General features: G+C 45.0%; 21 protein-coding genes. 5 read left to right on the top strand and 16 right to left on the bottom strand.

Annotated features, from left to right (window positions below; all coding sequences use genetic code 11):
* Positions 1 to 7: 7 nt before the first annotated feature.
* Both ptsP and rppH read right to left on the bottom strand, forming a co-directional pair.
* Entirely contained in the window at positions 8 to 2,257 is a 2,250-nt protein-coding gene (gene ptsP / locus MSG35_RS16940) for a phosphoenolpyruvate--protein phosphotransferase (RefSeq protein WP_050644343.1), read from the bottom strand.
* Between the two features lie 2 nt (positions 2,258 to 2,259).
* Positions 2,260 to 2,778 carry an RNA pyrophosphohydrolase gene (gene rppH, locus MSG35_RS16935; protein WP_017059335.1) on the bottom strand — a complete coding sequence of 173 codons (519 nt, stop codon included), beginning with the start codon at positions 2,776 to 2,778 and terminating at the stop codon, positions 2,260 to 2,262.
* A 615-nt stretch (positions 2,779 to 3,393) separates the two neighbouring features.
* Between rppH and mutH the strand changes: the two genes are divergently transcribed.
* Positions 3,394 to 4,059 carry a DNA mismatch repair endonuclease MutH gene (gene mutH, locus MSG35_RS16930; protein WP_048606845.1) on the top strand — a complete coding sequence of 222 codons (666 nt, stop codon included), beginning with the start codon at positions 3,394 to 3,396 and terminating at the stop codon, positions 4,057 to 4,059.
* Between the two features lie 88 nt (positions 4,060 to 4,147).
* Here the strand turns inward: mutH and MSG35_RS16925 are convergent, their stop codons facing one another.
* The 9 genes from MSG35_RS16925 to xerD form a co-directional block, all read right to left on the bottom strand.
* Complete coding sequence (locus MSG35_RS16925; protein WP_004735016.1) at positions 4,148 to 4,459, bottom strand: DUF6482 family protein; 312 nt, start codon at positions 4,457 to 4,459, stop codon at positions 4,148 to 4,150.
* A 214-nt stretch (positions 4,460 to 4,673) separates the two neighbouring features.
* A complete protein-coding gene (locus tag MSG35_RS16920) occupies positions 4,674 to 4,925 on the bottom strand; it encodes a hypothetical protein (RefSeq protein ID WP_004735015.1) in 252 nt (83 codons plus the stop codon).
* A gap of 109 nt (positions 4,926 to 5,034) precedes the next feature.
* Positions 5,035 to 5,157 carry a hypothetical protein gene (locus MSG35_RS24060; RefSeq protein WP_258954150.1) on the bottom strand — a complete coding sequence of 41 codons (123 nt, stop codon included), beginning with the start codon at positions 5,155 to 5,157 and terminating at the stop codon, positions 5,035 to 5,037.
* A gap of 336 nt (positions 5,158 to 5,493) precedes the next feature.
* Complete coding sequence (gene vpsR, locus MSG35_RS16915; RefSeq protein ID WP_048615012.1) at positions 5,494 to 6,828, bottom strand: cyclic-di-GMP-binding transcriptional regulator VpsR; 1,335 nt, start codon at positions 6,826 to 6,828, stop codon at positions 5,494 to 5,496.
* 271 nt (positions 6,829 to 7,099) lie between these two features.
* The gene (gene lysS / locus MSG35_RS16910; protein ID WP_017059330.1) at positions 7,100 to 8,632 is read right to left on the bottom strand and encodes a lysine--tRNA ligase; all 1,533 of its coding nucleotides are present in this window, start codon (positions 8,630 to 8,632) and stop codon (positions 7,100 to 7,102) included.
* 98 nt (positions 8,633 to 8,730) lie between these two features.
* Positions 8,731 to 9,829 (bottom strand): peptide chain release factor 2 gene (gene prfB, locus MSG35_RS16905; protein ID WP_248384596.1). Its coding sequence is split into 2 segments (ribosomal slippage): positions 8,731 to 9,753 and positions 9,755 to 9,829, totalling 1,098 coding nucleotides; the frame shifts between segments, so codons are not numbered across the junction.
* A gap of 235 nt (positions 9,830 to 10,064) precedes the next feature.
* A complete protein-coding gene (gene recJ / locus MSG35_RS16900) occupies positions 10,065 to 11,801 on the bottom strand; it encodes a single-stranded-DNA-specific exonuclease RecJ (protein WP_059021489.1) in 1,737 nt (578 codons plus the stop codon).
* Between the two features lie 80 nt (positions 11,802 to 11,881).
* Positions 11,882 to 12,661: a thioredoxin fold domain-containing protein gene (locus MSG35_RS16895; RefSeq protein WP_017062874.1), complete on the bottom strand. Its 780-nt coding sequence runs from the start codon at positions 12,659 to 12,661 to the stop codon at positions 11,882 to 11,884.
* A gap of 26 nt (positions 12,662 to 12,687) precedes the next feature.
* Positions 12,688 to 13,602: a site-specific tyrosine recombinase XerD gene (gene xerD, locus MSG35_RS16890; RefSeq protein WP_123302199.1), complete on the bottom strand. Its 915-nt coding sequence runs from the start codon at positions 13,600 to 13,602 to the stop codon at positions 12,688 to 12,690.
* Between the two features lie 150 nt (positions 13,603 to 13,752).
* Here xerD and fldB point away from each other — a divergent pair, with 150 nt between their 5' ends.
* On the top strand, positions 13,753 to 14,274 hold the full coding sequence (gene fldB, locus MSG35_RS16885; RefSeq protein ID WP_048606779.1) for a flavodoxin FldB: 522 nt from the start codon (positions 13,753 to 13,755) through the stop codon (positions 14,272 to 14,274).
* A gap of 146 nt (positions 14,275 to 14,420) precedes the next feature.
* Here fldB and brnQ read toward each other — a convergent pair whose 3' ends face one another.
* A complete protein-coding gene (brnQ, locus tag MSG35_RS16880) occupies positions 14,421 to 15,734 on the bottom strand; it encodes a branched-chain amino acid transport system II carrier protein (protein ID WP_019820574.1) in 1,314 nt (437 codons plus the stop codon).
* A 314-nt stretch (positions 15,735 to 16,048) separates the two neighbouring features.
* Between brnQ and MSG35_RS16875 the strand changes: the two genes are divergently transcribed.
* Positions 16,049 to 16,777, top strand: coding sequence for a methyltransferase (locus MSG35_RS16875; RefSeq protein WP_248384595.1), 729 nt, complete (start codon positions 16,049 to 16,051; stop codon positions 16,775 to 16,777).
* Between the two features lie 107 nt (positions 16,778 to 16,884).
* The gene (srmB, locus tag MSG35_RS16870) at positions 16,885 to 18,150 is read left to right on the top strand and encodes an ATP-dependent RNA helicase SrmB (protein ID WP_017059323.1); all 1,266 of its coding nucleotides are present in this window, start codon (positions 16,885 to 16,887) and stop codon (positions 18,148 to 18,150) included.
* A gap of 115 nt (positions 18,151 to 18,265) precedes the next feature.
* On the opposite strand, the gene yaaA is transcribed toward srmB, so the two are convergent.
* Positions 18,266 to 19,042 (bottom strand): peroxide stress protein YaaA, encoded by a 777-nt coding sequence (yaaA, locus tag MSG35_RS16865; RefSeq protein WP_017059322.1) that lies wholly within the window; start codon positions 19,040 to 19,042, stop codon positions 18,266 to 18,268.
* A gap of 189 nt (positions 19,043 to 19,231) precedes the next feature.
* Positions 19,232 to 20,659 carry a sodium:alanine symporter family protein gene (locus MSG35_RS16860; RefSeq protein ID WP_032545312.1) on the bottom strand — a complete coding sequence of 476 codons (1,428 nt, stop codon included), beginning with the start codon at positions 20,657 to 20,659 and terminating at the stop codon, positions 19,232 to 19,234.
* Positions 20,660 to 21,368: 709 nt separating this feature from the next.
* Here MSG35_RS16860 and MSG35_RS16855 point away from each other — a divergent pair.
* Complete coding sequence (locus MSG35_RS16855) at positions 21,369 to 21,557, top strand: DUF3545 family protein (RefSeq protein WP_248384594.1); 189 nt, start codon at positions 21,369 to 21,371, stop codon at positions 21,555 to 21,557.
* 148 nt (positions 21,558 to 21,705) lie between these two features.
* Here MSG35_RS16855 and MSG35_RS16850 read toward each other — a convergent pair whose 3' ends face one another.
* A complete protein-coding gene (locus MSG35_RS16850; protein WP_059021496.1) occupies positions 21,706 to 22,257 on the bottom strand; it encodes a hemerythrin domain-containing protein in 552 nt (183 codons plus the stop codon).
* An 86-nt stretch (positions 22,258 to 22,343) separates the two neighbouring features.
* On the bottom strand, positions 22,344 to 23,024 hold the full coding sequence (gene ung / locus MSG35_RS16845; RefSeq protein WP_248384593.1) for a uracil-DNA glycosylase: 681 nt from the start codon (positions 23,022 to 23,024) through the stop codon (positions 22,344 to 22,346).
* Between the last annotated feature and the right edge of the window lie 304 nt (positions 23,025 to 23,328).

The following is a 23,328-nucleotide window of genomic DNA, read 5'->3' as shown; positions in this document are numbered from 1 at the left end:
TTAAATCCTATTTTTTACCTGCTCGAATGAAGCCTGTAAATTCACGCTCTTCGAAATAGTTCAGCATCATACTATAGATGTCACTACCATACGGTTTTGAAAGTGCCTTATTTGCCAAATCCTGTAATTCAGCCAAGTTCGATTGACGAATCAAATATTTGGTTCTTGCGACATTCGAGGTATTCATACTTAACGTCTCATACCCCAATCCAATCAATAGCAGCGCGCCCATCGGGTCACCGGCTAACTCGCCACAAATACACACAGGTAATTGATATTGCTTACAAGTATCATGAATTTGTTTTAATGCCATGATCACTGCAGGGTGCATTGATTCATAGACATCGGATACTCGTGAATTGTTCCGATCAACCGCTAATAAATATTGGGTTAAGTCGTTGGTACCGACTGAAACGAAGTCGACCTTATCCGCAATCAGCGGCAGTATGTACAGCATGGATGGCACTTCAATCATGATACCAACGCGAGGCATACGCACTCGGTTATCAAGCTCATGCACTTCGTCATACGCTTGTTCAATCAACTGTAGCGCGTCATCCAATTCCTGAGCTCCAGAGATCATCGGCAGCAAAATACTCAAGTTATGGCTTTCACAACTCGCACGTAGCATGGCACGTAACTGAATAATAAAGATGTCTGGATGATCGAGCGTAAAACGAATACCACGCCAACCAAGGAATGGATTGTCCTCTTCGATAGGAAAATACGGTAAGGCCTTATCACCACCGATATCGAGTGTACGCATCACCACTTGTTTCTCTGGGTAGCTTGCCAGCACAGAACGATACTGCTTGAATTGCTCATCCTCTGACGGGAATCTTTGCTGCAACAAGAAAGAGATTTCAGTTCGATACAGCCCTACTCCATCAACGCCTTGGTTGATAGCAATGTTAGTGTCTGCACTCAAGCCCGCATTAAGCAGGATCTCGACTTGCTTGTCGTCTTGGGTTTTTGCCGGAAGGTACAGCTCGCGATTGACCATAGAGGAGAGCTCACTCTCTTCTAGAATCAGCCCACGATACTCTTTGAGCAGGCTTTTAGTCGGCTCAATAAAGATCTCACCGCTATACCCATCAACAATCGCTCGCTTACCATTAGCTTGAGCTAAGTTAAGATTTACCCCCATGACGGAAGGTATGCCAAGCGCTCGAGATAAAATTGCTGCGTGCGAGTTCGCCGCCCCTTCCAAAGAAATAACCGCCAAGAGCTTTTCTTTGGGAATAGACGCTAATACCGAAGCGGTTAACTCACGAACCACTAGGATAATCGGCTTATCTAACGTGCGAAGTTCATGTTCAGAGTTGTGGAGGAAATAGAGCAGCCTTTGTCCGAGCTCTCGGATGTCTTGTGCTCTCTCACGAAGATACACATCGGACATACGAGCAAAGCGGTTCGAGTAGCTCTCAACAACCTGCCTTAATGCCCAATCGGCTTTATCGCCTTTCTGAATTTGGCTTTTTAGATCCTTACGCAACATTGGATCATTGAGTAAGTGAGTAAACAGGTCAAAGATCGCCAACGCGTCTTTATTAATTTCGCTATCTAAGCGCTTTCGCATGCGCTTAAAGTCATTGAGGGCGTTTTCAACCGCTACCGCCAACAACTCATGCTCTCTCTCTACATTGAGCGTCGAAGCAGGATAAACATCGGTGAGTTCGGGCTGAGTGTTGTCCCACCATAAGTCACCAATTGCTACGCCCGATGAAGCTGCAATACCTTTAGTCGCAGGTAGCTTTTGTTGCTCTAACAGCCAATGGCCTTGAGTTTGGGCGTGTGCCACAATAACGGCAAGTTGTGCTGAGAGCGTGACAAGGAAGGATTCTTCCATCTCACTAAATAAACGTGGGGTCTTCTGTTGAATGACCAATACACCAAGCACTTGCTTGCGGTGGATAATCGGAGTTCCGAGAAAAGAGTGATAGACGTTTTCTCCAAGCTCTGGAAAAAACTTATAAGCAGGGTGAGCAGACGCTTGTGCAAGGTTGATAGGTTCAGCACTTCTTTTAACAAGGCCAACCAGACCCTCGTCAAAACCAATGTGAATGCTATTGCCTTTGAAGATCAGGCCTTGAGTTGCCATCAACTCAAGGCGCTGCATATCATTATTTGCCAAATACACGGTGCAACATTCCGTCTGCATCGCACTGCATGTCTCTTTAACTAAAATATCAAGAGCCGTCGACACATCTTCAACTCTTGATACGTGTTCAACTATTTCCCTTAGTTGACTGAGCATGCTTAACCTCTACGCAATTTGCGCTTTCCTTTTATTTTTCGCTCTTTAAACGGCATTGCTAAAGATGCGAACTCTTTCATCGCTCGACGGTAAACATCTCGCTTGAAAGAAACAACTTGTCGAACTGGGTACCAGTAACTCACCCAACGCCAACCATCAAACTCAGGTGTACTTCCACGCTGCATGTTGATATGCGATTCATCGCAATCTAAGCGCAAAAGGAACCACTTCTGTTTTTGTCCAATACAGACAGGTTTAGAATCCCACCGAACCAGTCGTTTGGGTAGCTTGTAGCGTAACCAATGACGACTTGTCGCGACGATCTTTACATCCTTTTTAGTAAGGCCAACCTCTTCATACAACTCGCGGTACATTGCCTGTTCCGGAGTCTCACCTTCATCTATTCCCCCTTGAGGGAATTGCCATGAATGTTGCCCGTATCGTTTAGCCCAGAAGACCTGACCATGGTTGTTACAGATTACAATACCAACATTTAATCGGTAACCATCGCCATCTATCACTGGCCAACCTCTATCTAAATTTTTAATTACTCTGATTTTTCCACATATCCCCAATCGGAGCAAACTTAGTGACGTGATAAGCGCTATATTTATGAATAATAACTAGGAATATGGATAAGTTTTGCTCAAATTCTAGTTACCCACACAATAGTGAGACATAGACCACATTTATTCACCTTTTCTGTGAATAACTATGTGAAGAATTACCCGCAATCGTTTTTTTAATCCATAGATTCATCAACACCAAAAACGACAAATCAGTCAAACTAATTTTATTTTCATATAAATCAGTAAGTTAAAATAACATCCTGGTTTTAAAAAACATTAGAAATGTAAAAGATCTTTCAGAAACCTGACATGGTTAAAGATCAACCACTCCGATGTTTATCCACACTACCAAGTGAAAGATTCATTTTGAACCCCATTTGGCAAGCATTTTATCCACCATAAACCCCTGTTTATTTATCCACTAAATTAATATTTCAATTAATTACCTTTATGTCCTGTGGATAACCCTGAGTTTGATCCCTTTTCTCGCAAGGAGATCATTTCTTAACCAGTCGTCATTTGGTGATAACTTCTGATAAAATCGTTTTTTTGATCATGCCTTTTATTATGAAACCAGAACCACAAACACAACAAGAGCTGTTAGAGCGCGCGTATGCTATCGCCGGAATGACCTTTAAAGAGCTCGCCGACGAAGCCGAGATGGTGATGCCAAACGACCTTAAGCGTGATAAAGGCTGGGTTGGACAGCTATTGGAATGGCACTTGGGTGCACCTGCAGGCAGCAAGCCAGAACAAGATTTTGCCAAGCTCGGGATAGAACTAAAAAGCATTCCGATTGGCTACTCTGGCAAGCCACTCGAAACCACCTTTGTGTGTGTTGCGCCTTTGATGGGCGTGCAAGGCATAACTTGGGAAACCAGCCACGTTCGAAACAAGCTGTCTAAGGTGTTGTGGATCCCTGTCGAGGGAGAAAGAGAGATCCCGCTAGCAGAGAGGCATGTAGGATCCCCATTATTATGGACACCTAGCCAAGCGGAAGATGAGCTCTTGAAACGAGATTGGGAAGAACTGATGGAGTTGATCGTTTTAGGCAATGTAGAACAGATAACAGCAAGACACGGAGAAGCACTGCATTTACGTCCGAAGGCTGCTAACAGTCGTGTGTTAACGGAAGCTTACGGTGCAAGTGGAAAACCTATCAAAACCAAACCACGCGGTTTCTATCTACGAACTCAATTCACCCACAAATTGCTGACAACACATTACGCATAGATCGTTTAATCTAGCCTCGATAGCCAAAACTATCAGTGCGTTACAAAACAGTCTGTAATTAGAATCAATCTCGCGCTACAAACGCCTCTTAATGAGGTTTGAGCGCCAGTTCAATATCGCAGTAGCTTTGGCTTGGCTCATTACCAAACTCATCATAAGCGTTGTGTAAGCGAAGATACGCCTTTTCAAAGCCGAGCCGGAGTAACTCCTCTTTCACTTGATCCAAGGATCCAAAGTGAAGCGGCTCGCCGTCTTGTTTTACCGGTTCTAGCTTGTGTTTGTACTCCACCGCCAATAGATATTCTGAAATATCAGAACAGCCAATAACGTACACTTTCGGTGTTTGATAAGAGTCTTTGTGCTCTCCATGTAACCACATGTCTAATTGATGCTTTTGCATAGCCGGCCTCCCTTGCTCTATAAAGCTTAGTAGAACTCTTTTCCTTTACTAGATAACGACTTAAAAAAGCACAAATCTCGGCTTAAAAAAGCAAAAAAGAGAAGCAAGAGCTTCTCTTTTTTGGCCAGTTCTAGTTCAAAAGTTTGCACTTTCGACGCCATAACTATCACTGTGAATTATCTTAGGGGTTGAAAGGTGCTATCAACCCCGCAGATTACGTCGGTATTCGCGCACTTAAGACACGACGAAGGTGACGTACTCGACGTTCAATCGTGACGACTTCTGGTTCAGAAAAACCAATCGGTCGACCGTCAGCTTCAAGACCAATATCTCTTAATAAGTGAGTATTGTTCCATGGCAGATCATATGAACTACGACGAACTTTTCGTTGCCATTCACGCTCTTCACGACGAAGATCGGCACGGATAAGGACTGTTGCTAATTTTAAATATACTGAGTGACGCATAATAACTCTCCAGTTGTTGAATCAACTGAGGAAAAATAGCGTGTTAGATAGTATGAGGGCTTCTCACTTAGCTGCTATTTTTCCGCAGCCAAATAAGGGTACGGATCTATTAGTTAGGTTTATCTTGGGTGTTTCGATCGGCCATGGCTGATGTGTGTGACATATCAGTCACCATGTCAGTACATGGATCAAACGACGCGCAAATATGCTGTATAAAATCGAAATGTTTCATTTGCGCCTCCAAGCTAACTAAAAAATCCAAAAAGAAATGTGTTAGTAAAAGCAGACAAGTCTTTGTTAAATCGTTGCTTTCACGGTTAAAGTCTAACCAAGTGAGTATATTATTCAACCGCTAATTGGTTAACATTTTTAAAACAATGCATTCGCCTGAAATATCAGTTGCATATTCATTTGCATATAACATATTCACTATGATTATATAAAATTGCAGCATATCTCTCTTAGGGATGAGCTAGAAAACAACGGACTACCCTTCAGAAACAAAAAAACCACGTAGATACGTGGTCTTTAATTGACAGTGACTGAATAAATCCATGCAGAAAAGAGTCTAAACAACCCCTTCAGAGATTAGGCTATGTTTATTCAGCAAGCGGTACATCGTCGCTCGTGATACACCGAGCTCCTTAGCTGCCAACGAAACCTGACCACCGTAAGATTCCAAAACAATTAACAACGCATCGCGCTCTGATCGCTCTCGAATACTCTTCAAGCTTCGGCGTTCATCATTCTGTTTTGGTAAATCCAGTTGGTGATCCTCAATGATCACAGCATCAGACATCAACACAACACGCTTAATCTGATTCATCAGCTCACGCACGTTTCCAGGCCAATGGTAGCGATTCATCGAACGGATAGCATCGTCTGAGAAGCTCTTCGCTTGAGCATTAAACTCTTTCGAGTACTCACGCAGAAAATGATTAGCCAGTACTGAAATATCGCTCACACGTTCTTTTAAGCTTGGAACATGAATACGCAGAACATTGATGTAGTGATAAAGCTCTTCATTGAAATCGCCCTCGATCAACGCCTTCTCGATATCAGAGGAGTTTGCGGCCAGAATACGCACATCGACAGATTTGGGTCCATTCGCGGTTTCAATCTTACCTTCTTGTAGAAAGCGCAACAGATTCAGTTGTTGATTGCGTGGCATCGCTAAAACATCATTGAGCAAGATGGTTCCGCCATCAGCTTCTTCCAACATACAAGGCGCAGTCGCTGTCTGTGCTGAGATACCAAACACCTCGGCCTCTATTCTCATTTCAGACAAGGCACGACAGTTAACCGTTAAAAATGGTTTCTGTGCTCGCGACGAGTTTTGGTGAATAGAGCGTGCAATCGTCTCTTTACCAGCCCCGCTCTCACCATAAATCAAGATACTGACATCAGTCGGCCCAATACGCTTCACTTGGTCTCTCAAGCGCTTCACAGCCACAGAATCGCCTAGAAGACCCATGTTGTTATTGATGCCGTAGTTTGGCCATACCTTCTGCTCAAGCTTAAGCATACCCAGTTGGTGACCAATGGTACTCAGCAATTGAGCATCTGGGATTGGCGCCGTGAAAAAGTCGATACAGAAGTTAACGATAAACTGGCAGATCGTATCAGAGCTTAATTGAGATTCACGGATAAAGGCGAGCCATCTCACCTGCTTGTTATTGCTCACAAGGTTAGCAATACCGTTGAGACTGAACTCATCATGACTAAGATCGACAATACCAATACATGGGCCAATATCAGCAATCAAGGCATCGGCTTTTCGTAAATCTGCACACTGGGTACACTGCCAACCCACTTGTTCTAACACTGATAACCAGGGTTCGTACGCACCACCAACGACGATAAGAGAACCTGGTAAGGAATCCATCTTAAATTGAGTTCCCATCCTTCTTCCTTATTCTATTTTTATTTAAATCAGACTAATACGAGTCACTGCTTCATCGTTCGACAAAATGCCGCGAGATCGTATTCAGCGCAGAGACGTATAGTAGTGAGACTATCTTAGATTTTATGTCTCAATAGTAAGACTATGTCAGAAATAACGATTTTTCGAATCAAGAGTGCGGTACAGACTAGGTTTTGAAGCCCAAAAACAGAAAAAGCCACCCGAAGGTGGCTTTTTAATTACATAGGCTGTTACGCCCTATAAGCGAGAATTACGCTTGTGGACGCATTGCCGGGAACAAGATCACGTCACGGATTGTGTGCGTGTTTGTAAATAGCATTGCTAGACGGTCGATACCGATACCTTGACCTGCTGTTGGCGGTAGGCCGTGCTCTAGTGCAGTAATGTAGTCTGCATCGTAGTACATCGCTTCGTCATCCCCCGCGTCTTTCGCGTTAACTTGCGCTTTGAAACGCTCGTCTTGGTCTTGTGCATCGTTAAGCTCAGAGAAACCATTCGCAACTTCACGGCCACCGATGAAGAACTCAAAACGGTCTGTGAAGAATGGGTTGTCATCGCTACGACGTGCTAGAGGAGAGATGTCCGCTGGGTAGCCAGTGATGAACGTTGGTTGAATTAGCTGAGGCTCAGCCGTTTCACCAAAGATCTCTTCTAGAAGCTGACCACATGTCCAGAACGTTTCTACGTCTACGTGTACAGATTTTGCGATAGCAACCATCTTCTCACGGTCTTGTAGGTCTGCTTCTGTTAGTGCTTGAATCTCAGCGTGCTCAGGGTTGTAGTGTTTGATTGCATCGAACATGCTCATGCGAGCGTAAGTGCCACCGAACTCAACCGTTTCGTCACCGTAAGGCATAGAAGTAGAACCAAGAACGTCCATTGCTGCCGTGCTTAGCATCTCTTCAGTCAGATCCATAAGGTCTTTGTAGTCAGAGTACGCTTGGTAGAATTCCATCATTGTGAATTCTGGGTTGTGACGTGGAGATAGACCTTCGTTACGGAAGTTACGGTTGATCTCGAATACACGATCAAAACCACCAACCACTAGACGCTTAAGGTAAAGCTCTGGTGCAACACGTAGGTACATGTCGATGTCTAGTGCATTGTGATGAGTGATGAATGGACGTGCAGTTGCGCCACCCGGGATCACGTGCATCATTGGCGTTTCAACTTCTAGGTAGCCTTTCGCGCTCATAAAGTTACGGATTGAAGATACAAGCTTAGAACGCACGATGAATGCATTGCGAGAATCTTCGTTCACGATTAGGTCAACGTAACGCTGACGGTAACGCATCTCTTGGTCAGTTAGACCGTGGAACTTCTCTGGTAGAGGGCGAAGTGCTTTAGTCAGCAATTCAAACTCTTCCATGTTCACGTAAAGGTCGCCTTTACCTGATTTATGAAGCGCACCTTTAACACCGATGATGTCACCGATATCTAGGCCTTGGTACTTCTCTTTCAGTACTTTTTGAACGTCTTTCGCTGCGTATGCTTGGATACGACCAGAAGTTTCTTGAATCGCAAGGAATGGACCACGCTTCGCCATAACACGACCAGCGATCGCAACGATGTGGTTAAGCTCTTCTAGCTCTTCCTTAGTCTTCTCACCGAATTCCGCTTGAAGATCGCCAGCTAGGTGCTCACGACGGAAGTCATTTGGGTGACCGTTAGCTTTGCAGTTTTGGCGGATGTGATCCAGCTTGCTGCGGCGCTCAGCGATTAGTTTGTTCTCTTCAGGTGAAGAAGCTTCTTGTGCGTTTTCGTTTTGAACAGCATCAGTCATTAGAGATGTACCCTGCTTTTAAAATTTGGACCGCTATATTTTTGCAAATATAGGCATTTTTACCAATATTATTGGTAAAGCTTAATAGTTGATAAAGCTTACAGACCTGATTTCAGGCTAGCTTCAATAAACTTGTCTAAGTCACCGTCAAGAACCGCTTGAGTATTACGGTTTTCGATGCCGGTGCGTAAATCTTTGATACGAGAATCATCCAGCACGTAAGAGCGGATTTGACTGCCCCAACCGATGTCTGATTTCGTTTCTTCGCTCGCTTGTTTTTCAGCATTTTGTTTTTGAATCTCAAGTTCAAAAAGCTTAGCACGTAGCTGCTTCATCGCTTGATCTTTGTTCTTATGCTGCGAACGGTCATTCTGACACTGAACCACGGTGTTGGTCGGAACGTGAGTAATACGTACCGCCGATTCCGTGGTGTTTACGTGCTGACCACCAGCGCCAGAGGCACGGTATACGTCAATACGTAAGTCAGAAGGATTAATGTCGATCGTAATATTGTCATCAATCTCAGGATAGATAAACGCAGATGCAAATGAAGTATGACGACGACCACTTGAATCAAATGGTGATTTACGAACTAGACGGTGAACACCAGTCTCTGTGCGTAACCAACCGTAAGCATACTCACCAGAAATACGTACCGTTGCGCCTTTAAGGCCAGCAACATCACCATCCGACACTTCGATAACTTCAGTCTTGAAGCCTTTCGAATCTGCCCAACGTAAGTACATACGCAACATCATTGAAGTCCAGTCTTGAGCTTCTGTACCGCCCGAACCTGACTGTAAATCGATGTAGCAATCTGATGCATCGTGATCACCAGAGAACATACGACGGAATTCCAGCTTCTCTAGCTTAGCTTCAAGCTCGGCCAGTTCTGGTTCAATTTCATCGAACGTTTCTTGATCTTCTTCTTCAACCGCAAGCTCTAATAGGCCATCAACATCCTCAACACCTTGGTCAAGTTGATCGATCGTTTCTACTACCGCTTCCAATGCAGAACGTTCTTTACCTAGCGCTTGAGCACGCTCAGGTTCGTTCCATACATCCGGTTGTTCTAATTCTGCGTTTACTTCTTCTAGACGCTCTTTTCTAGCGTCATAGTCAAAGATACCCCCTCAGGATATTTGTGCGCTCAGACACATCCTGCAGACGGTTTTTTATAGGATTGATTTCAAACATTTTAGCTCATCATTTATGAGTAGAATTTAACCGAAGAATTGTACTCAAAAGTGTGACGGAGATACAGAATTTTTTAGAGTGGTGAACCAAGATTCAACAACTTAATAGGATATAAAATTGACAGGCAGAAAAAACACGTAAAATTTGTAAGGGCAGGAAGGAAAACAAGCCCTGTTTTTGAACAGAGCTTGTTGAATTTGGCGCTATATGATGAGCATTATTGAGCCCAAAATCACTATTTGGCTTCGATATGATCAATCATCAGCTGCAACGATTGGTTACCGCGAAATTCGTTGATATCGAGCTTAAATGCAAGGTGAACAGTTTTCACCGAAGCATCAGGCCAGCGACGTAGGTCGACGTTAAAGGCAATACCATCAATCATCACATTGGTAGGGTGACCTTTGTAGAGCGGCTCGAGCATCAGCTTAAGGTGCTTTTCACCCACCAGCTTTTGGTGCAGCACTTTAAACTCACCATCGAAGATTGGCTCAGGGAAAGCTTGTCCCCACGGGCCACCTGAACGCAGCGTTTCAGCGGTGTGCATCGAGAACTCTTCTGGTAACAGCTCACCATCAGACAAGATAATGCCCTTCAGTGCTGTTTCTCCAAGTTCATTCTTCACGACCTCATTGAACAGCTTGCTGAAACGTTCAAAGTCCTTTTCCATGATGGTTAAGCCGGCCGCCATTGCGTGGCCACCAAACTTAAGAATCAAGCCTGGGTTTTGAGTGTCGATTCGGTCCAAAGCATCACGCATGTGCAAACCTGGAATTGAGCGACATGAACCTTTGATACTGCCTTCCCCACCATCAGCAAAAGCAATCACTGGGCGGTGGTATTTATCTTTAATACGCGAAGCCAAGATACCAATCACACCTTGGTGCCAATCACGTTGGAACAGGGCTAAGCCAGAAGGTAGGTCGTCTTTACCAAACTCAAGGCGTTCACAAAAAGCCATCGCTTCTTGCTTCATGCCCTCTTCGATCTCTTTACGTGTTTGGTTCAAACCATCCAGTTCACTCGCCATTCGACGCGCCGCATGGATGTTGTTACTCATTAGCAGTTCAACACCAAAAGACATGTCGTCCAATCGACCAGCCGCATTGATACGAGGGCCAAGAGCAAAGCCAAAGTCAGACGCCACCAAACGCTTAGCGTCTCGCTTAGCAATTTCGATCAAGGCTTGGATGCCCGGACGAGCTTTACCCGCACGAATACGTTGCAAACCTTGATGCACTAAAATTCGGTTGTTTTCGTCGAGTGGAACCACGTCGGCAACCGTACCCAGCGCCACAAGGTCAATCAATTCCATCAACTTAGGTTCTGTCATGCCGCGCTCTGCAAACCAATTCAGTTTACGCATGTGAACACACAGTGCCATCATCAGATAGAAAGCCACACCTACACCCGCTAGGGCTTTCGAAGGAAAAGCACAACTCTCAAGGTTTGGGTTAACCATCGCATCGACCATTGGCAGTTCATTACCCGGCAAGTGATGATCGGTAACCAGAACCTCTAGCCCCTTCTCTTTAGCAAAACGCACACCTTCAATCGAAGAGACACCGTTGTCGACCGTCATGATCACTTCAGCACCAAGCTCGATTGCCTGTTCGACAACCTCAGGGCTCAAGCCATAGCCATCTTCAAAACGGTTTGGTACTAGATAATCGACGTTAGAGCTGCCGAGCATACGTAACGCTAAAACAGACAGCGCCGAACTGGTCGCGCCATCGGCATCAAAATCACCAACAATAATGATGCGTTTTTGCTGCTGAATCGCTTTGAACAACAGCTCAACTGCTGCATCTATGCCGCCCAGTTTTTGATAAGAGTGCAGACCTTTCGCTGCTGTCTCTAGTTGGTCGGCACTGTCGATTCCGCGACTCACATAAATGCGCTTTAACAAGTCAGGTAAGTGAGCAGGTAAGACTGAAATGTCGACCTCAGGACGGCGTTGGATCTCTATCATATAAAAATGGGCCCGATATCAATCAGGCCACTCCTTAAATCAAAAACATGGGGGATAAATTGGCAATACAGAAAACGAGATTATTGCTCTAAACGTTGAAGAAGTTGTGCTGGCGGTAAGTAACCACTCACCAACTCACCACTTGCTAGCACGATAGCCGGTGTGCCATTGATGCCAAGCTCACGACCCAATTGGTACTGTTTAGCAATGATCTGCTTTTGCTCTGCTAGGTCTTTACCAGACGCTGGCATTTGACGGTTTACTTTAGCGTCATGCATCGCTGTTTTTGGATCATCTGAAGCCCAGATTGCTGCCATTTGATCGGCAACTTGCCCTGTCGCACCTTGGCGTGGGTAAGCCATGTAACGAACAGTGATACCCAGATCGTTGTAGCCTTGCATTTGGCTGTGCAGACGAACACAGTAGCCACACGTAATGTCAGTAAATACCGTCACAACATACTTTTCGTTATCGGCTTTGTATTCAATAACCGTATCCGACATCGCCGCGACTTTTTCAGCATTCAGCGGAGCTTGACGCTCAGCCAAAACATCACTGAACTTACCGTTTTCATCCAAAGAGTAAAGTGTACCGGCTAGAAAGTGATCGCCCTCTGGAGAAGAAAAGATAATGCCGCTGTTGGTTTGAACTTCTAACAGACCATCGATATCCGAAGGGACAATCTTATCGACCTTAATACCGATTTTTTCAAAACGCTTAGTTAACGCAGCTGTATCAATAGCTTGAGCTGGAGCAGCTTCTACGGCTGTTGATGTTGTTTCTACTTTCGCTTCTGATGCATTACATGCAGTAATCATAAGAGGAAGCGCTAGTAGAGGAAGACGGCGTAATACGCTCATTAAGTTCACCTTAAAAATAAATGGATTTAAGCACGTGGGTGATGCTGCGCGTGAATTTGCTTCAGCCTTTCAGTCGCCACGTGAGTATAAATTTGGGTTGTCGATAAGTCACTATGCCCAAGCAACATCTGTACGACCCTAAGATCTGCGCCATAGTTCAGTAAATGCGTCGCAAAAGCGTGTCTCAATACGTGGGGTGACAACAATTCTGTGTCGATCCCAGCGACGACCGAGTAGTGCTTGATACGATACCAGAACGTCTGACGGGTCATTTGCTTGGCGCGTTTACTCGGAAAAACCACATCAGAACTGTTTTCGCCAAGTAGATGTGGACGACCTTGTTCAATAAAAGTCTCTATCCAATCCACCGCATTTTCGCCCATTGGAACTAGGCGCTCTTTGCCACCCTTACCAATAACACGCACCACACCTTGTCTTAGGCTGATGTTTTCCATCGTCAAGCTAACCAGCTCTGTCACACGCAAACCGGTTGCATAGAGTAACTCAAGCATCGCCTTATCGCGAAGCTCAATCGGATCGTTCGGATCTGGAGCATCAAGCAAAGCATCAACCTGCTCTTCACTCAAATCTTTCGGCAAGCGTTGCGGCAGCTTCGGGCTGATCAACAAGGCACTTGGATCATCGCCTCTGATTTTCTCTCGGTGCAAATACTGGAACAAGCGACGAATCGCCGACAACATACGGGCACGAGAAGTCTGCTTAAAATCGGCGTCGACTAACCAGCCTTGATAATCCTGTAAACCTGAAAGGCTAATGAAGTCGAGGCGGTAATTGTTCTTTTCCATCCACGCTAATAACTTGGACAAATCGGTACGGTACGAGACAAGCGTATTCTCCGATAATCCTCGCTCCATCCACATAGCATCTAAAAACTGCTCAACGAGACCGTGGTCTGCGCTCTGCCCTTGAGGCGACTGCATAGTGTTACTCACAATATTGGAAACTGTTTTGAGAGTATGCCAGAGCAAATATGAATGCCATAAAAATTACGACTTGAGCGGATAATCGCTGCAATCGAAGTCGATTTATGGTTAGAATTCGCCATCTGAAATTAAAATCGAACGTTTGCTATGAAAATTGGATTATTTTACGGCTCAACCACCTGCTACACAGAAATGGCAGCAGAGAAAATTCGCGGCATTATTGGTGAAGACCTAGTTGATATCCATAACGTGAAAGAAACCCCTCTTTCATTGATGGCGGACTACGACCTTTTATTGCTAGGCATCTCAACTTGGGACTTCGGTGAAATCCAAGAAGATTGGAATGAACTGTGGGAAGACATCGCAACCACGCCAATGAAAGGCAAGGTTGTGGCTCTGTTTGGTTTGGGCGACCAAGAAGGCTACGGCGAATGGTTCCTAGATGCGATGGGTCTATTGCATGATGAACTGAAAACCGCGGGTGCAGAGTTTGTTGGCTTCTGGCCAAACGATGACAGCTACGAGTTCGAAGCGTCTAAAGCGTTAACCGAAGACAAATCTCAATTCGTTGGTTTGGCGCTTGATGAAGATTCACAATACGAGCTTAGCGACGACCGTATCGCAAGCTGGGTTGAGCAAGTTCTGGTTGAGTACAGCGAAAAGCTATAACCAAACAGAAATGCCCCCGGTTAAGTAGCTAACCAAGTAACTAGCTGAATATAAAAAGACCACAGAATACAAAAAGGCCTCATTACTGCGAAGTAATGAGGCCTTTTCTATTTCATCTCGAAGGACAATCTAATCTCAACGGAAGATTAAACAGTCTCTTCAGCCATCTCTTGTTCTGTTGATTTACCAACGAAGAACATACAGATGATTGCAGCCGTTGTTGGAAGCAACCAACCCATACCGATCTCAAACAGTGGCAGCATCTTAAGTGCAGACACGTCTACACCCGCTACTTTAGCGCCATCAATAAGAGCAAACAGCAGTGACACTAATACCACTACGCGGTAAGCCGCTTTTGGATTAGGGAAACGGCTACGCAAGAAAGTCAGAGCAACCAACGCGATAGCGACTGGGTACAGTGCAAACAGTACTGGAACAGACAGAGAAATCAGTTGAGAAAGGCCAACGTTCGCAACGGTTGCACAAGCTACACCGTTGATGATTACCCAAGTCTTGTAAGACAGAGGCGTTAGCGAGCTGAAGTAATCAGAACATGCTGACACAAGGCCAATCGCCGTTGTTAGACATGCTAATAGTACGATCACAGAAAGCACTAGCTGACCAGAAGGACCAAACAACGATTGAACGTATAGGCTTAAGATAGCGCCGCCATTGTCTGCACCAGCTGCGACTGTTGCACTTGTTGCGCCTAGGAAGAATAGAGAGATGTAAACAAACGCTAGACCCGCTGCGGCAATACAACCCGCGCTAATTAGGTACTTAGTCGTCGCTGCACGGTCCGTAATGCCCTTGCTACGAATCGCATCAACAATCAGCATACCAAACATCAAAGAAGCAAAAGTATCCATGGTGTTGTAGCCTTCAAGGAAACCTTTGGTCAGTGGTTGAGTGATGTACTCACCGTGAGCCGCAAGAATATCGCCTTGAGGGTTAACGAATACAGCAATCGCCAGTACAACCAAACCAACGAACAGTGCAGGTGTTAGTACCTTACCAATGACGTCAATAAGCTTACCTTGCGACCATGAGAAGAACATCGCTACTACAAAAAATGCAATTGAAAAGAGAGTTAGGTGAGCTTGAGAGGCATCGATGAAGAACGGTTTCACCGCCATCTCATAGGCAACAAGGCCAGTACGCGGTGCAGCAAATGCAGGACCGATAATGATAAAGATCAGTACAGCCATGATGGTTGCTGCTTTCTTAGGAAGATCTTTAGTTAAGTGACCCCAAGAGCCACCAGCCACTGCGACCGCGACGATAGTGATTAACGGCAGACCAACGGCAGTCAGCAGAAAACCAGACATCGCTGGAAGGAAGTGATCACCGGCTAATTGGCCAGCTAGAGGTGGGAAGATGATGTTACCCGCACCCAAGAAAAACGCAAAAAGCATAAAGCCCAATGCCATTATATCTGTTAGTTTTAGACTCTGTTTCACAGATAATCCTTAATTATATTTATGAATTTATGTTGTGCTTACATGAATGTTACAGCTCAAAGCTGCCAATCAATCTATAAAATAGTCGCGCATAATGACGAAACAACTGGCTAGCTGCAAGTCACCACACAAAAACACCATATAAATTTGCATATGAGAACAAAAAGCAGTGGATTCCACTAGCTATAGAAAAATAGCCACAATTATAAACTAACCATAATGCACAACAATAGTTTCCCAATCAGAACATTGATTCATACAAGCGGTTAACATTAGAGCTAATCACTTAAAATATCTCGATACTCAGAACATTAATGAAAGACAAAACAGTGCAAACTAAAAGCTTCAATTTTAAGCAATTCTCAATTTACGGCGGGAAAAGCGGTATGCCAGTCAGTACCGATGGCGTATTACTTGGCGCGTGGGTAAGCCTGCCACAAAGATCATGTGTACTCGATATTGGAACCGGGACAGGTCTGCTGGCCTTGATGGCTGCGCAGCGTTTTGAAGATGCTTCAATCTCTGCGATAGATATTGATCAACACGCCATTGATGCTGCCACAGTCAATATTGAGCAGTCGCCTTGGCAAGATCGTATCTCCCTTGATCACGGCAGCGTGTTAACGGCCGACTTTCCACAAAGGTTTGATGCGATCATCTGTAACCCGCCCTACTTCAACTCTGGAGAACAGGCGCAGCAAAGCCAAAGAGCCACCGCCAGACACACCGACAGCTTGGATCACTTAGCGCTTGCCCAGCGTTGTTTCGAGATAACCACTGAAGCCGCGACTGCCAGTTTCATCCTACCGACGCCTGAGGGGGAAGGTTTTATCAAGCTTGCCGAGCAATGTGGTTGGTATCTAGCAAAGCGCCTTGATGTGAAAACAACAGATAAAAAGCCAGCTAGCCGAATTCTATTTGAGTTATCTAAAGATCCTGTTTGCGAGCAAGATTTGCAGCGCGAATCGCTTACAATTCACCACCAAGGTGGTTATAGCGAAGCATTTATTGCGCTCACTAAAGATTTTTATCTCAAGATGTAGCAAATACCATGTGATCCTAATCACTAATGCTTCTATAATGTCCGACTACTCTTTTTTATCGTCTGCTTTTTGAGGCAGAAACATTTATTGCTTGTGGAGAAACAACAGTGATCAGAACCTTTGCAGAACTCGATCTTAACCAAGAGCTGCTTAAAGCAATTGACGAAATGGGCTACGAACGTCCAACACAGATACAAGCTGAAGCAATCCCACAAGCGTTAGATGGAAGAGACGTTTTGGCTTCTGCGCCAACAGGTACTGGTAAAACAGCATCATTTGTATTGCCAGCACTGCAATACCTACTGGATTTCCCACGTAAGAAATCTGGCCCTGCACGTATGCTTATCCTGACGCCAACGCGTGAGCTAGCAATGCAGATCACCGAACAAGCACGTGAGCTTGCTAAATACACCAGCCTAAATATCTTCACGATCACGGGTGGTGTGATGTACCAAGAGCACGCAGATATCTTAAGTACAACTCAAGATATCGTAGTAGCAACACCTGGCCGTCTGATGGAATACATTGAAGGCGAGCGTTTTGACTGTCGTGCGATTGAATGGCTGGTTCTAGATGAAGCCGACCGCATGCTAGACATGGGCTTTGGTCCTGTTGTTGACCGTCTGTCTGCAGAGTGTCGCTGGCGTAAACAAACTTTACTGTTCTCAGCAACGCTAGAAGGTAAAGGCATTGAAGGCTTCACTGAAGATCTACTTAAAAACCCAGCGGAGATCGATGCGAAATCATCACTTCGTGAGCGTAAGAAGATCACTCAGTGGTACCACCGTGCAGACACAGCAGAGCACAAGCTGAACATCCTAAAGCACGTCATCACAGAGCAAGCTGAGCGCAGCATCGTGTTCTTGAAGACGCGTGATCGTCTAGGTGATCTACGAGCTCAACTTGAAAGCGCGCAAATCCCATGTGCTTGGATCCAAGGTGAAATGCCTCAAGATCGTCGTAACAACGCGATTGCTCGTTTCCGTGACGGTTCTGTAAACGTACTACTAGCGACTGACGTTGCTGCTCGTGGTATCGACCTTCCAGACGTAAGCCACGTAATCAACTACGACATGCCACGTACGGCTGACGTATACCTACACCGTATTGGCCGTACGGCTCGTGCTGGTAAAAAAGGTAACGCGGTTTCTATCATTGAAGCGCACGATCAACTAATGATTGAGCGTGTGGCTCGTTACACAGACGAACCAATCAAAGAGCGCTTCATCGAAGGCATGCGCCCTACGCATAAGAAAGCGGCCGTGACTAAGAAGAAGAAGCCGAAGAAAGAAGATAAGAAAGCGGTAGAGAAACAAAAAATCGCGAAGAAGAAAAAAATCGCGAAGAAAAAGAAAGCAGCAAAGAAGAAGTAATCTACCAGCTTCAACGATTCAATAAAAAAGCCCCATGCAGTTCGCTTCATGGGGCTTTTCTCTATCTGGTCTGTTATCAGGCTAAAACCGAGAGCGACTCGTTAGCCAAGGACTACTAGTTTTGCTCTTCACGCTTAAAGACAAGCTCTTTCGCGTTCGACTCTTCTTCAACGAAGTAGTAGCCCGCCGTATCAAACTGGGTCAGCGCCTCAACCGAGTCGATCTTGTTCTCGATGATGTAGCGAGCCATCATGCCACGCGCTTTCTTCGCGTAGAAACTGATCACCTTGTACTGACCGTTCTTGCAGTCTTTGAATACAGGGGTAATCACTTGGCCATCCAAGTTCTTCGGCTTCACAGCTTTAAAGTATTCGTTTGATGCTAGGTTAATCAACACATTGTCGCCTTGAGCATTCAACGCTTCATTCAGCTTGTCTGTGATGATGTTGCCCCAGAACTGGTACAAGTTAGTACCACGAGCATTGGCTAAGCGTGTACCCATCTCTAGGCGGTATGGCTGCATCAAATCCAACGGCTTAAGCAAGCCATATAACCCAGAAAGCATGCGCAGGTGGTCTTGTGCGTAGTCAAAATCTTCATCCGATAGCGTTTCAGCGTCTAGGCCAGTGTATACATCGCCCTTAAAGGCTAGGATTGCTTGGCGTGCGTTGTCTTGGGTAAAGGTCTCGCTCCACTGCTCAAATCGCGCTACGTTCAACCCTGCGATTTTATCGCTGACTTTCATCAGTGCAGAAATATCTACTGGCGTCAGCTTGCGGCACTCTTCAATCAGCTCAGCAGAGTGTTCAACAAACTCAGGCTGACTAAAGCGTTCCGTCGCTAATGGTGATTCGTAATCAAGTGTTTTGGCTGGAGAAACGACAACTAACATAACTTTACCCTAATCGGTTATCTAACTGGATGCTGCTAGAGTATAGAAAAAACATCAACTTGTCTTTATGACTCTTCCTATTACTTCGATAGGGAGAATGAGACAAATGACAGGCAAAGAAAAAGGCTAAGGTCGAAACCTTAGCCTTTCTAATCACTTTAGGATGAGCCGTTTATCGCTCCAACAAGATTACTTCTTGTTGTTGTCCCAAATACCGTCTTCCAGCTGAGACTTAAGCTCTGGGAAGTCATTCGAATCGAATGTTGGTACTTTACCCGCGTCTAGTTGGCGATTGTAGTCTTTCGCTAGCTTAATCACGATGCCTGATAGCAGGATAATCGCCACCAAGTTAACAATCGCCATTAGGCCCATCGATACGTCAGCCAGAGCCCATACCGTTGGTAACGTCGCTAGAGAACCGAACATAACCATACCCAGAACAACGATACGGAATAGCACTAGGCCCTTCTTGTTGTTGTGCTCAAGGAAGATAAGGTTCGTTTCAGCGTAAGAGTAGTTTGCAATGATTGAAGTGAAAGCGAAGAAGAAAATCGCTACCGCTACAAAGATGCCGCCCCATTCGCCCACTTGTGCTGTTAGTGCACGTTGCGTTAGTTCGATACCCGTGACTTCACCGTGTGGTACATACTCACCAGACATCAGGATGATTGCGACTGTTGCTGAACAGATAACAATGGTATCCATGAACACGCCTAGCATTTGCACGTAACCTTGTGATGCTGGGTGCGGTGGGTAAGGCGTAGCAGAAGCTGCTGCGTTTGGCGCAGAACCCATACCCGCTTCGTTCGAGAACAAACCACGTTTGATGCCGTTAATCATCGCTTGTGCGATTGCGTAACCTAGGCCACCCGCTGCTGCTTCTTGCAGACCGAATGCACTCTTGAAGATAAGCGCCAGTACTTCAGGCACTTTCTCGATGTTCGCGAACATCACGTACATAGCGATCGCTAGGTAAGCCAATGCCATGATTGGAACGATGATTTCTGCTGTACGTGCAATCTTACGGATACCACCGAAGATAACGAATGCAGAGATGATTACGATACCAACACCAACGTAGCTACGCTCAAGGTCGAATGCTGTGTTCATTGCGCTTGCAATCGCGTTCGCTTGAACCGCGTTGAATACAAGACCAAATGCAATGATTAGGAAGATAGAGAATAGAACCCCCATCCAACGCATACCTAGGCCTTTCTCCATGTAGTATGCAGGGCCGCCGCGGTAGTTACCGTCGTTATCACGCGTTTTGTATAGTTGTGCCAGTGTGCTTTCTGCAAACGATGTTGCCATACCTAGCATTGCGATTAGCCACATCCAGAAGATAGCACCAGGGCCACCAGCGGTTAGTGCTACAGCAACACCTGCCATGTTACCCGTACCTACACGAGCAGCGAGACTAGTACAAAGAGCTTGGAAAGAGGAGATACCAGCACTGTCTGCTTTACGGCTGTTTCTAAGAACAGAGAACATGTGGCCGAAATGGCGGAATTGAATGAAGCCTAGTCGTACAGTGAAGTAGATACCCACACCAACCAGTAAGTAAACTAAGATAGATCCCCAAAGGAGATCGTTCATCAAATTGATTAAGTCTGTCACGTGAACCTCGTAATTGAGTTTAAGCACCGATCATGCTTCCTAGCCTTCCTCTTAATCGCCTATGCCTCTGTCAATGTTGTGTCGGCACTCTTGTTATATTCTTGCGGCGATTGAGACTGTAAATGTCGCTTCATGCATCCATTTTACGTATCAGTGTATTTTTTGACGGGCGGATAATGCAGCGAGACGGCCTAAAAATCAATATGCAAATGCACTTATATTAAAATGACATTTCACTAATAACACACCTTTTGTTAACACAACTTTCAACAATGCAGCCCAATAAAAGTCACATTATCGGGACATAATATCAACAACAGCCGCGGCACTACCCCAACAAGAACATCATCCTATAAAAATGACGTCAGCCTAGGTTTTACAAGGTATAGTGAAGATCTTCGTTTTTTTCTAGGCCAATGAGATCCCTATACCGCACGGCACCATGTGCACTTCAATGCATTGTAGTCAAATCGCTATTCCATTCGCACAATGAATTAACATTCAATAACCCCCAATTTAATCGTTTACTTAAGTTTGTTTGCTTGTTTTTTATACATAACAATTCTCACAATGTGTGAGCATGCATAAGAAAATAGAACAAAAGCTTCATGGATTTGAAACAAATGAGAAACAAATCAAAGTTATTGTGAACCTAAATATGATATTTATTGGTTCGTAAGAACTAGTCCCACGGAAGGAGATATGGCTTATGGATAGCTTTCAATTCGATGAAGTATCAGAACTAGAAATGCCTCGTGTAACTCAAAAATCACGCTCGAAACCACTAAAGCGTAAGTGGCGTGAAATCGAAGCCATCAACGATCGTAGGCAGCTTGAGAAAGAGCTGAGAGAGATGAACCTAGGTCTTGATTTTAGCGTTGACGATATAAAGCTTTAATCAGCACGATAAGAAATCAGATAGCAAAAGGCACCTATATAGGTGCCTTTTTTTTTGAGGTAGTTAATCCGCTCAAAGCGCCATTTGGAAACCAACTCTCTAATATAGAGGACACCTAAAAATAGGGGCGTTTCAACATTAAAACAGGCTAAACGCACTCTTGTTCATTTTGTCGAACCCGAGCCGCGAGTTGGCGATATTGATCGGCGATGGTCTCTCCAAAGACAGGGTCATCTTCCGGTTGAAGCCATTGAGACTCCACTTCTTGCCAATCTTTGACCGTGAACGCCTCAACAATCATGGGTAGCACATGCTTCTCTTCATATTCCATGTGTTTTCGCTGAGCTTTCACAAACGCTTCAAGCTGCTCAATAAAAACTTGCTGAGGAACCACCGCATCTTGGAGAATCATATCGAGCAAACCTAAAAAGTCTGCCGTTTTCTCAGAAAGCAATTGATGCTCTAGTTCCAAGTCTTCAATCGCTTGTTGACTGCCATATTGCTTAAGATAGTAGCGATAAATGACGTCTTCTTTAGGGTGATGCACTTTGTCTGAATGGTTCATCAAGTAATGAACCACCTCTGCGATCAGGCTATAGTTTATTTCTCGCTCCTGTTTCAGAAACTCTAACTTACTGTTAAGTATCGCGAGTAAACGAGCCATATAGCCATGCTCTCGTCTTATCCTTTCAATCATCATAGTATTGCACTCCATTACACCTACTATTTATAAGTGTATACGAATATGCTGATTTATGATTTGACCCTGCTCAGAAAACCACCAACCTACACTTCTGTTGGTAAACGCCAGTCAATAGGTTGTTGATCCATAGAAGAAAGCAGCTTATTGGTTGTAGAGAAGTGCTGACAACCGAAGAAGCCACGGCGTGCCGATAATGGCGATGGGTGAGGTGCAGCCAACACATGATGCTTGTCTTCATCAATCGCTTGGCCTTTCTTCTGAGCGTGTGCGCCCCACAACAAAAAGATGATCGGTTCAGAGCGCTGATTGAGCTCAGCAATAATGGCATCGGTAAAGGTTTCCCAGCCACACTTAGCATGTGAGTGTGCTTTTGCCTCTTCTACTGTAAGGACTGTGTTCAACATCAACACCCCTTGCGATGCCCAAGAATCGAGATAACCATGACTAGGAATCTCAAAGCCCTCTATATCTTGTGCAAGCTCTTTGTACATATTGCGTAGAGAAGGGGGAATTTTCACACCAGGAAGCACTGAGAATGCTAAGCCGTGAGCTTGGTTAGCACCGTGATAAGGATCTTGCCCTAAGATAACCACTCGTACGGATTCGAAAGGCGTCATATCAAAGGCACTGAACACCTGATCTTGTGGCGGGTAGACGGTTTTGCCACTATCACGTTGCTGTTCAACAAACGCGAGGACACTCTGAAAGTACTCTTTATCACGTTCATCACTAATAATGGATTCCCAAGTCTTTGGTGCGCTCATCGTTTTACTTCCCAATCATCAAGGTTTCTAGCGGCTTTCGCCAGACAAAAAAATAGCTGTATCGGCTAACTGTCCTAAATAAGGCTCTAGTTATACCTCATACAGCTATCAATAAACATGATGTGTAGGGTTCACTTGTTGATGAATCATAATAATCAGTTCAAGTTGTGTTTATCTCGATTAACCACTTTTCTGCTGTGTACGATGGTGGCCGTGGTTATGCACGTGACGGTTTGGTGTTGGTAAACGGCGTGCGACAGCAATAGTTGAAGTTTGGGTGATTGAATACATAAAGGCACCTCCT

This window comes from Vibrio sp. 1CM23M (assembly GCF_023161755.1).
Lineage (GTDB): Bacteria > Pseudomonadota > Gammaproteobacteria > Enterobacterales > Vibrionaceae > Vibrio > Vibrio coralliirubri.
This window is presented reverse-complemented; position numbering and strand designations above follow the sequence as displayed.

Excerpts from the sequence above, each read along its gene's own strand:
- ptsP (WP_050644343.1), bottom strand. The coding sequence starts at position 2,257 with ATGCTCAGTCAACTAAGGGAAATAGTTGAACACGTATCAAGAGTTGAA.
- ung (WP_248384593.1), bottom strand. The coding sequence starts at position 23,024 with ATGAGCGCACCAAAGACTTGGGAATCCATTATTAGTGATGAACGTGAT.
- MSG35_RS16925 (WP_004735016.1), bottom strand. The coding sequence starts at position 4,459 with ATGCAAAAGCATCAATTAGACATGTGGTTACATGGAGAGCACAAAGAC.
- xerD (WP_123302199.1), bottom strand. The coding sequence starts at position 13,602 with ATGCAGTCGCCTCAAGGGCAGAGCGCAGACCACGGTCTCGTTGAGCAG.
- MSG35_RS16920 (WP_004735015.1), bottom strand. The coding sequence starts at position 4,925 with ATGCGTCACTCAGTATATTTAAAATTAGCAACAGTCCTTATCCGTGCC.
- MSG35_RS16850 (WP_059021496.1), bottom strand. The coding sequence starts at position 22,257 with ATGATGATTGAAAGGATAAGACGAGAGCATGGCTATATGGCTCGTTTA.
- MSG35_RS16895 (WP_017062874.1), bottom strand. The coding sequence starts at position 12,661 with ATGAGCGTATTACGCCGTCTTCCTCTACTAGCGCTTCCTCTTATGATT.
- vpsR (WP_048615012.1), bottom strand. The coding sequence starts at position 6,828 with ATGGGAACTCAATTTAAGATGGATTCCTTACCAGGTTCTCTTATCGTC.
- yaaA (WP_017059322.1), bottom strand. The coding sequence starts at position 19,042 with ATGTTAGTTGTCGTTTCTCCAGCCAAAACACTTGATTACGAATCACCA.
- MSG35_RS24060 (WP_258954150.1), bottom strand. The coding sequence starts at position 5,157 with ATGAAACATTTCGATTTTATACAGCATATTTGCGCGTCGTTTGATCCA.
- recJ (WP_059021489.1), bottom strand. The coding sequence starts at position 11,801 with ATGATAGAGATCCAACGCCGTCCTGAGGTCGACATTTCAGTCTTACCT.
- lysS (WP_017059330.1), bottom strand. The coding sequence starts at position 8,632 with ATGACTGATGCTGTTCAAAACGAAAACGCACAAGAAGCTTCTTCACCT.
- MSG35_RS16875 (WP_248384595.1), top strand. The coding sequence starts at position 16,049 with ATGAAAGACAAAACAGTGCAAACTAAAAGCTTCAATTTTAAGCAATTC.
- MSG35_RS16855 (WP_248384594.1), top strand. The coding sequence starts at position 21,369 with ATGGATAGCTTTCAATTCGATGAAGTATCAGAACTAGAAATGCCTCGT.
- fldB (WP_048606779.1), top strand. The coding sequence starts at position 13,753 with ATGAAAATTGGATTATTTTACGGCTCAACCACCTGCTACACAGAAATG.
- mutH (WP_048606845.1), top strand. The coding sequence starts at position 3,394 with ATGAAACCAGAACCACAAACACAACAAGAGCTGTTAGAGCGCGCGTAT.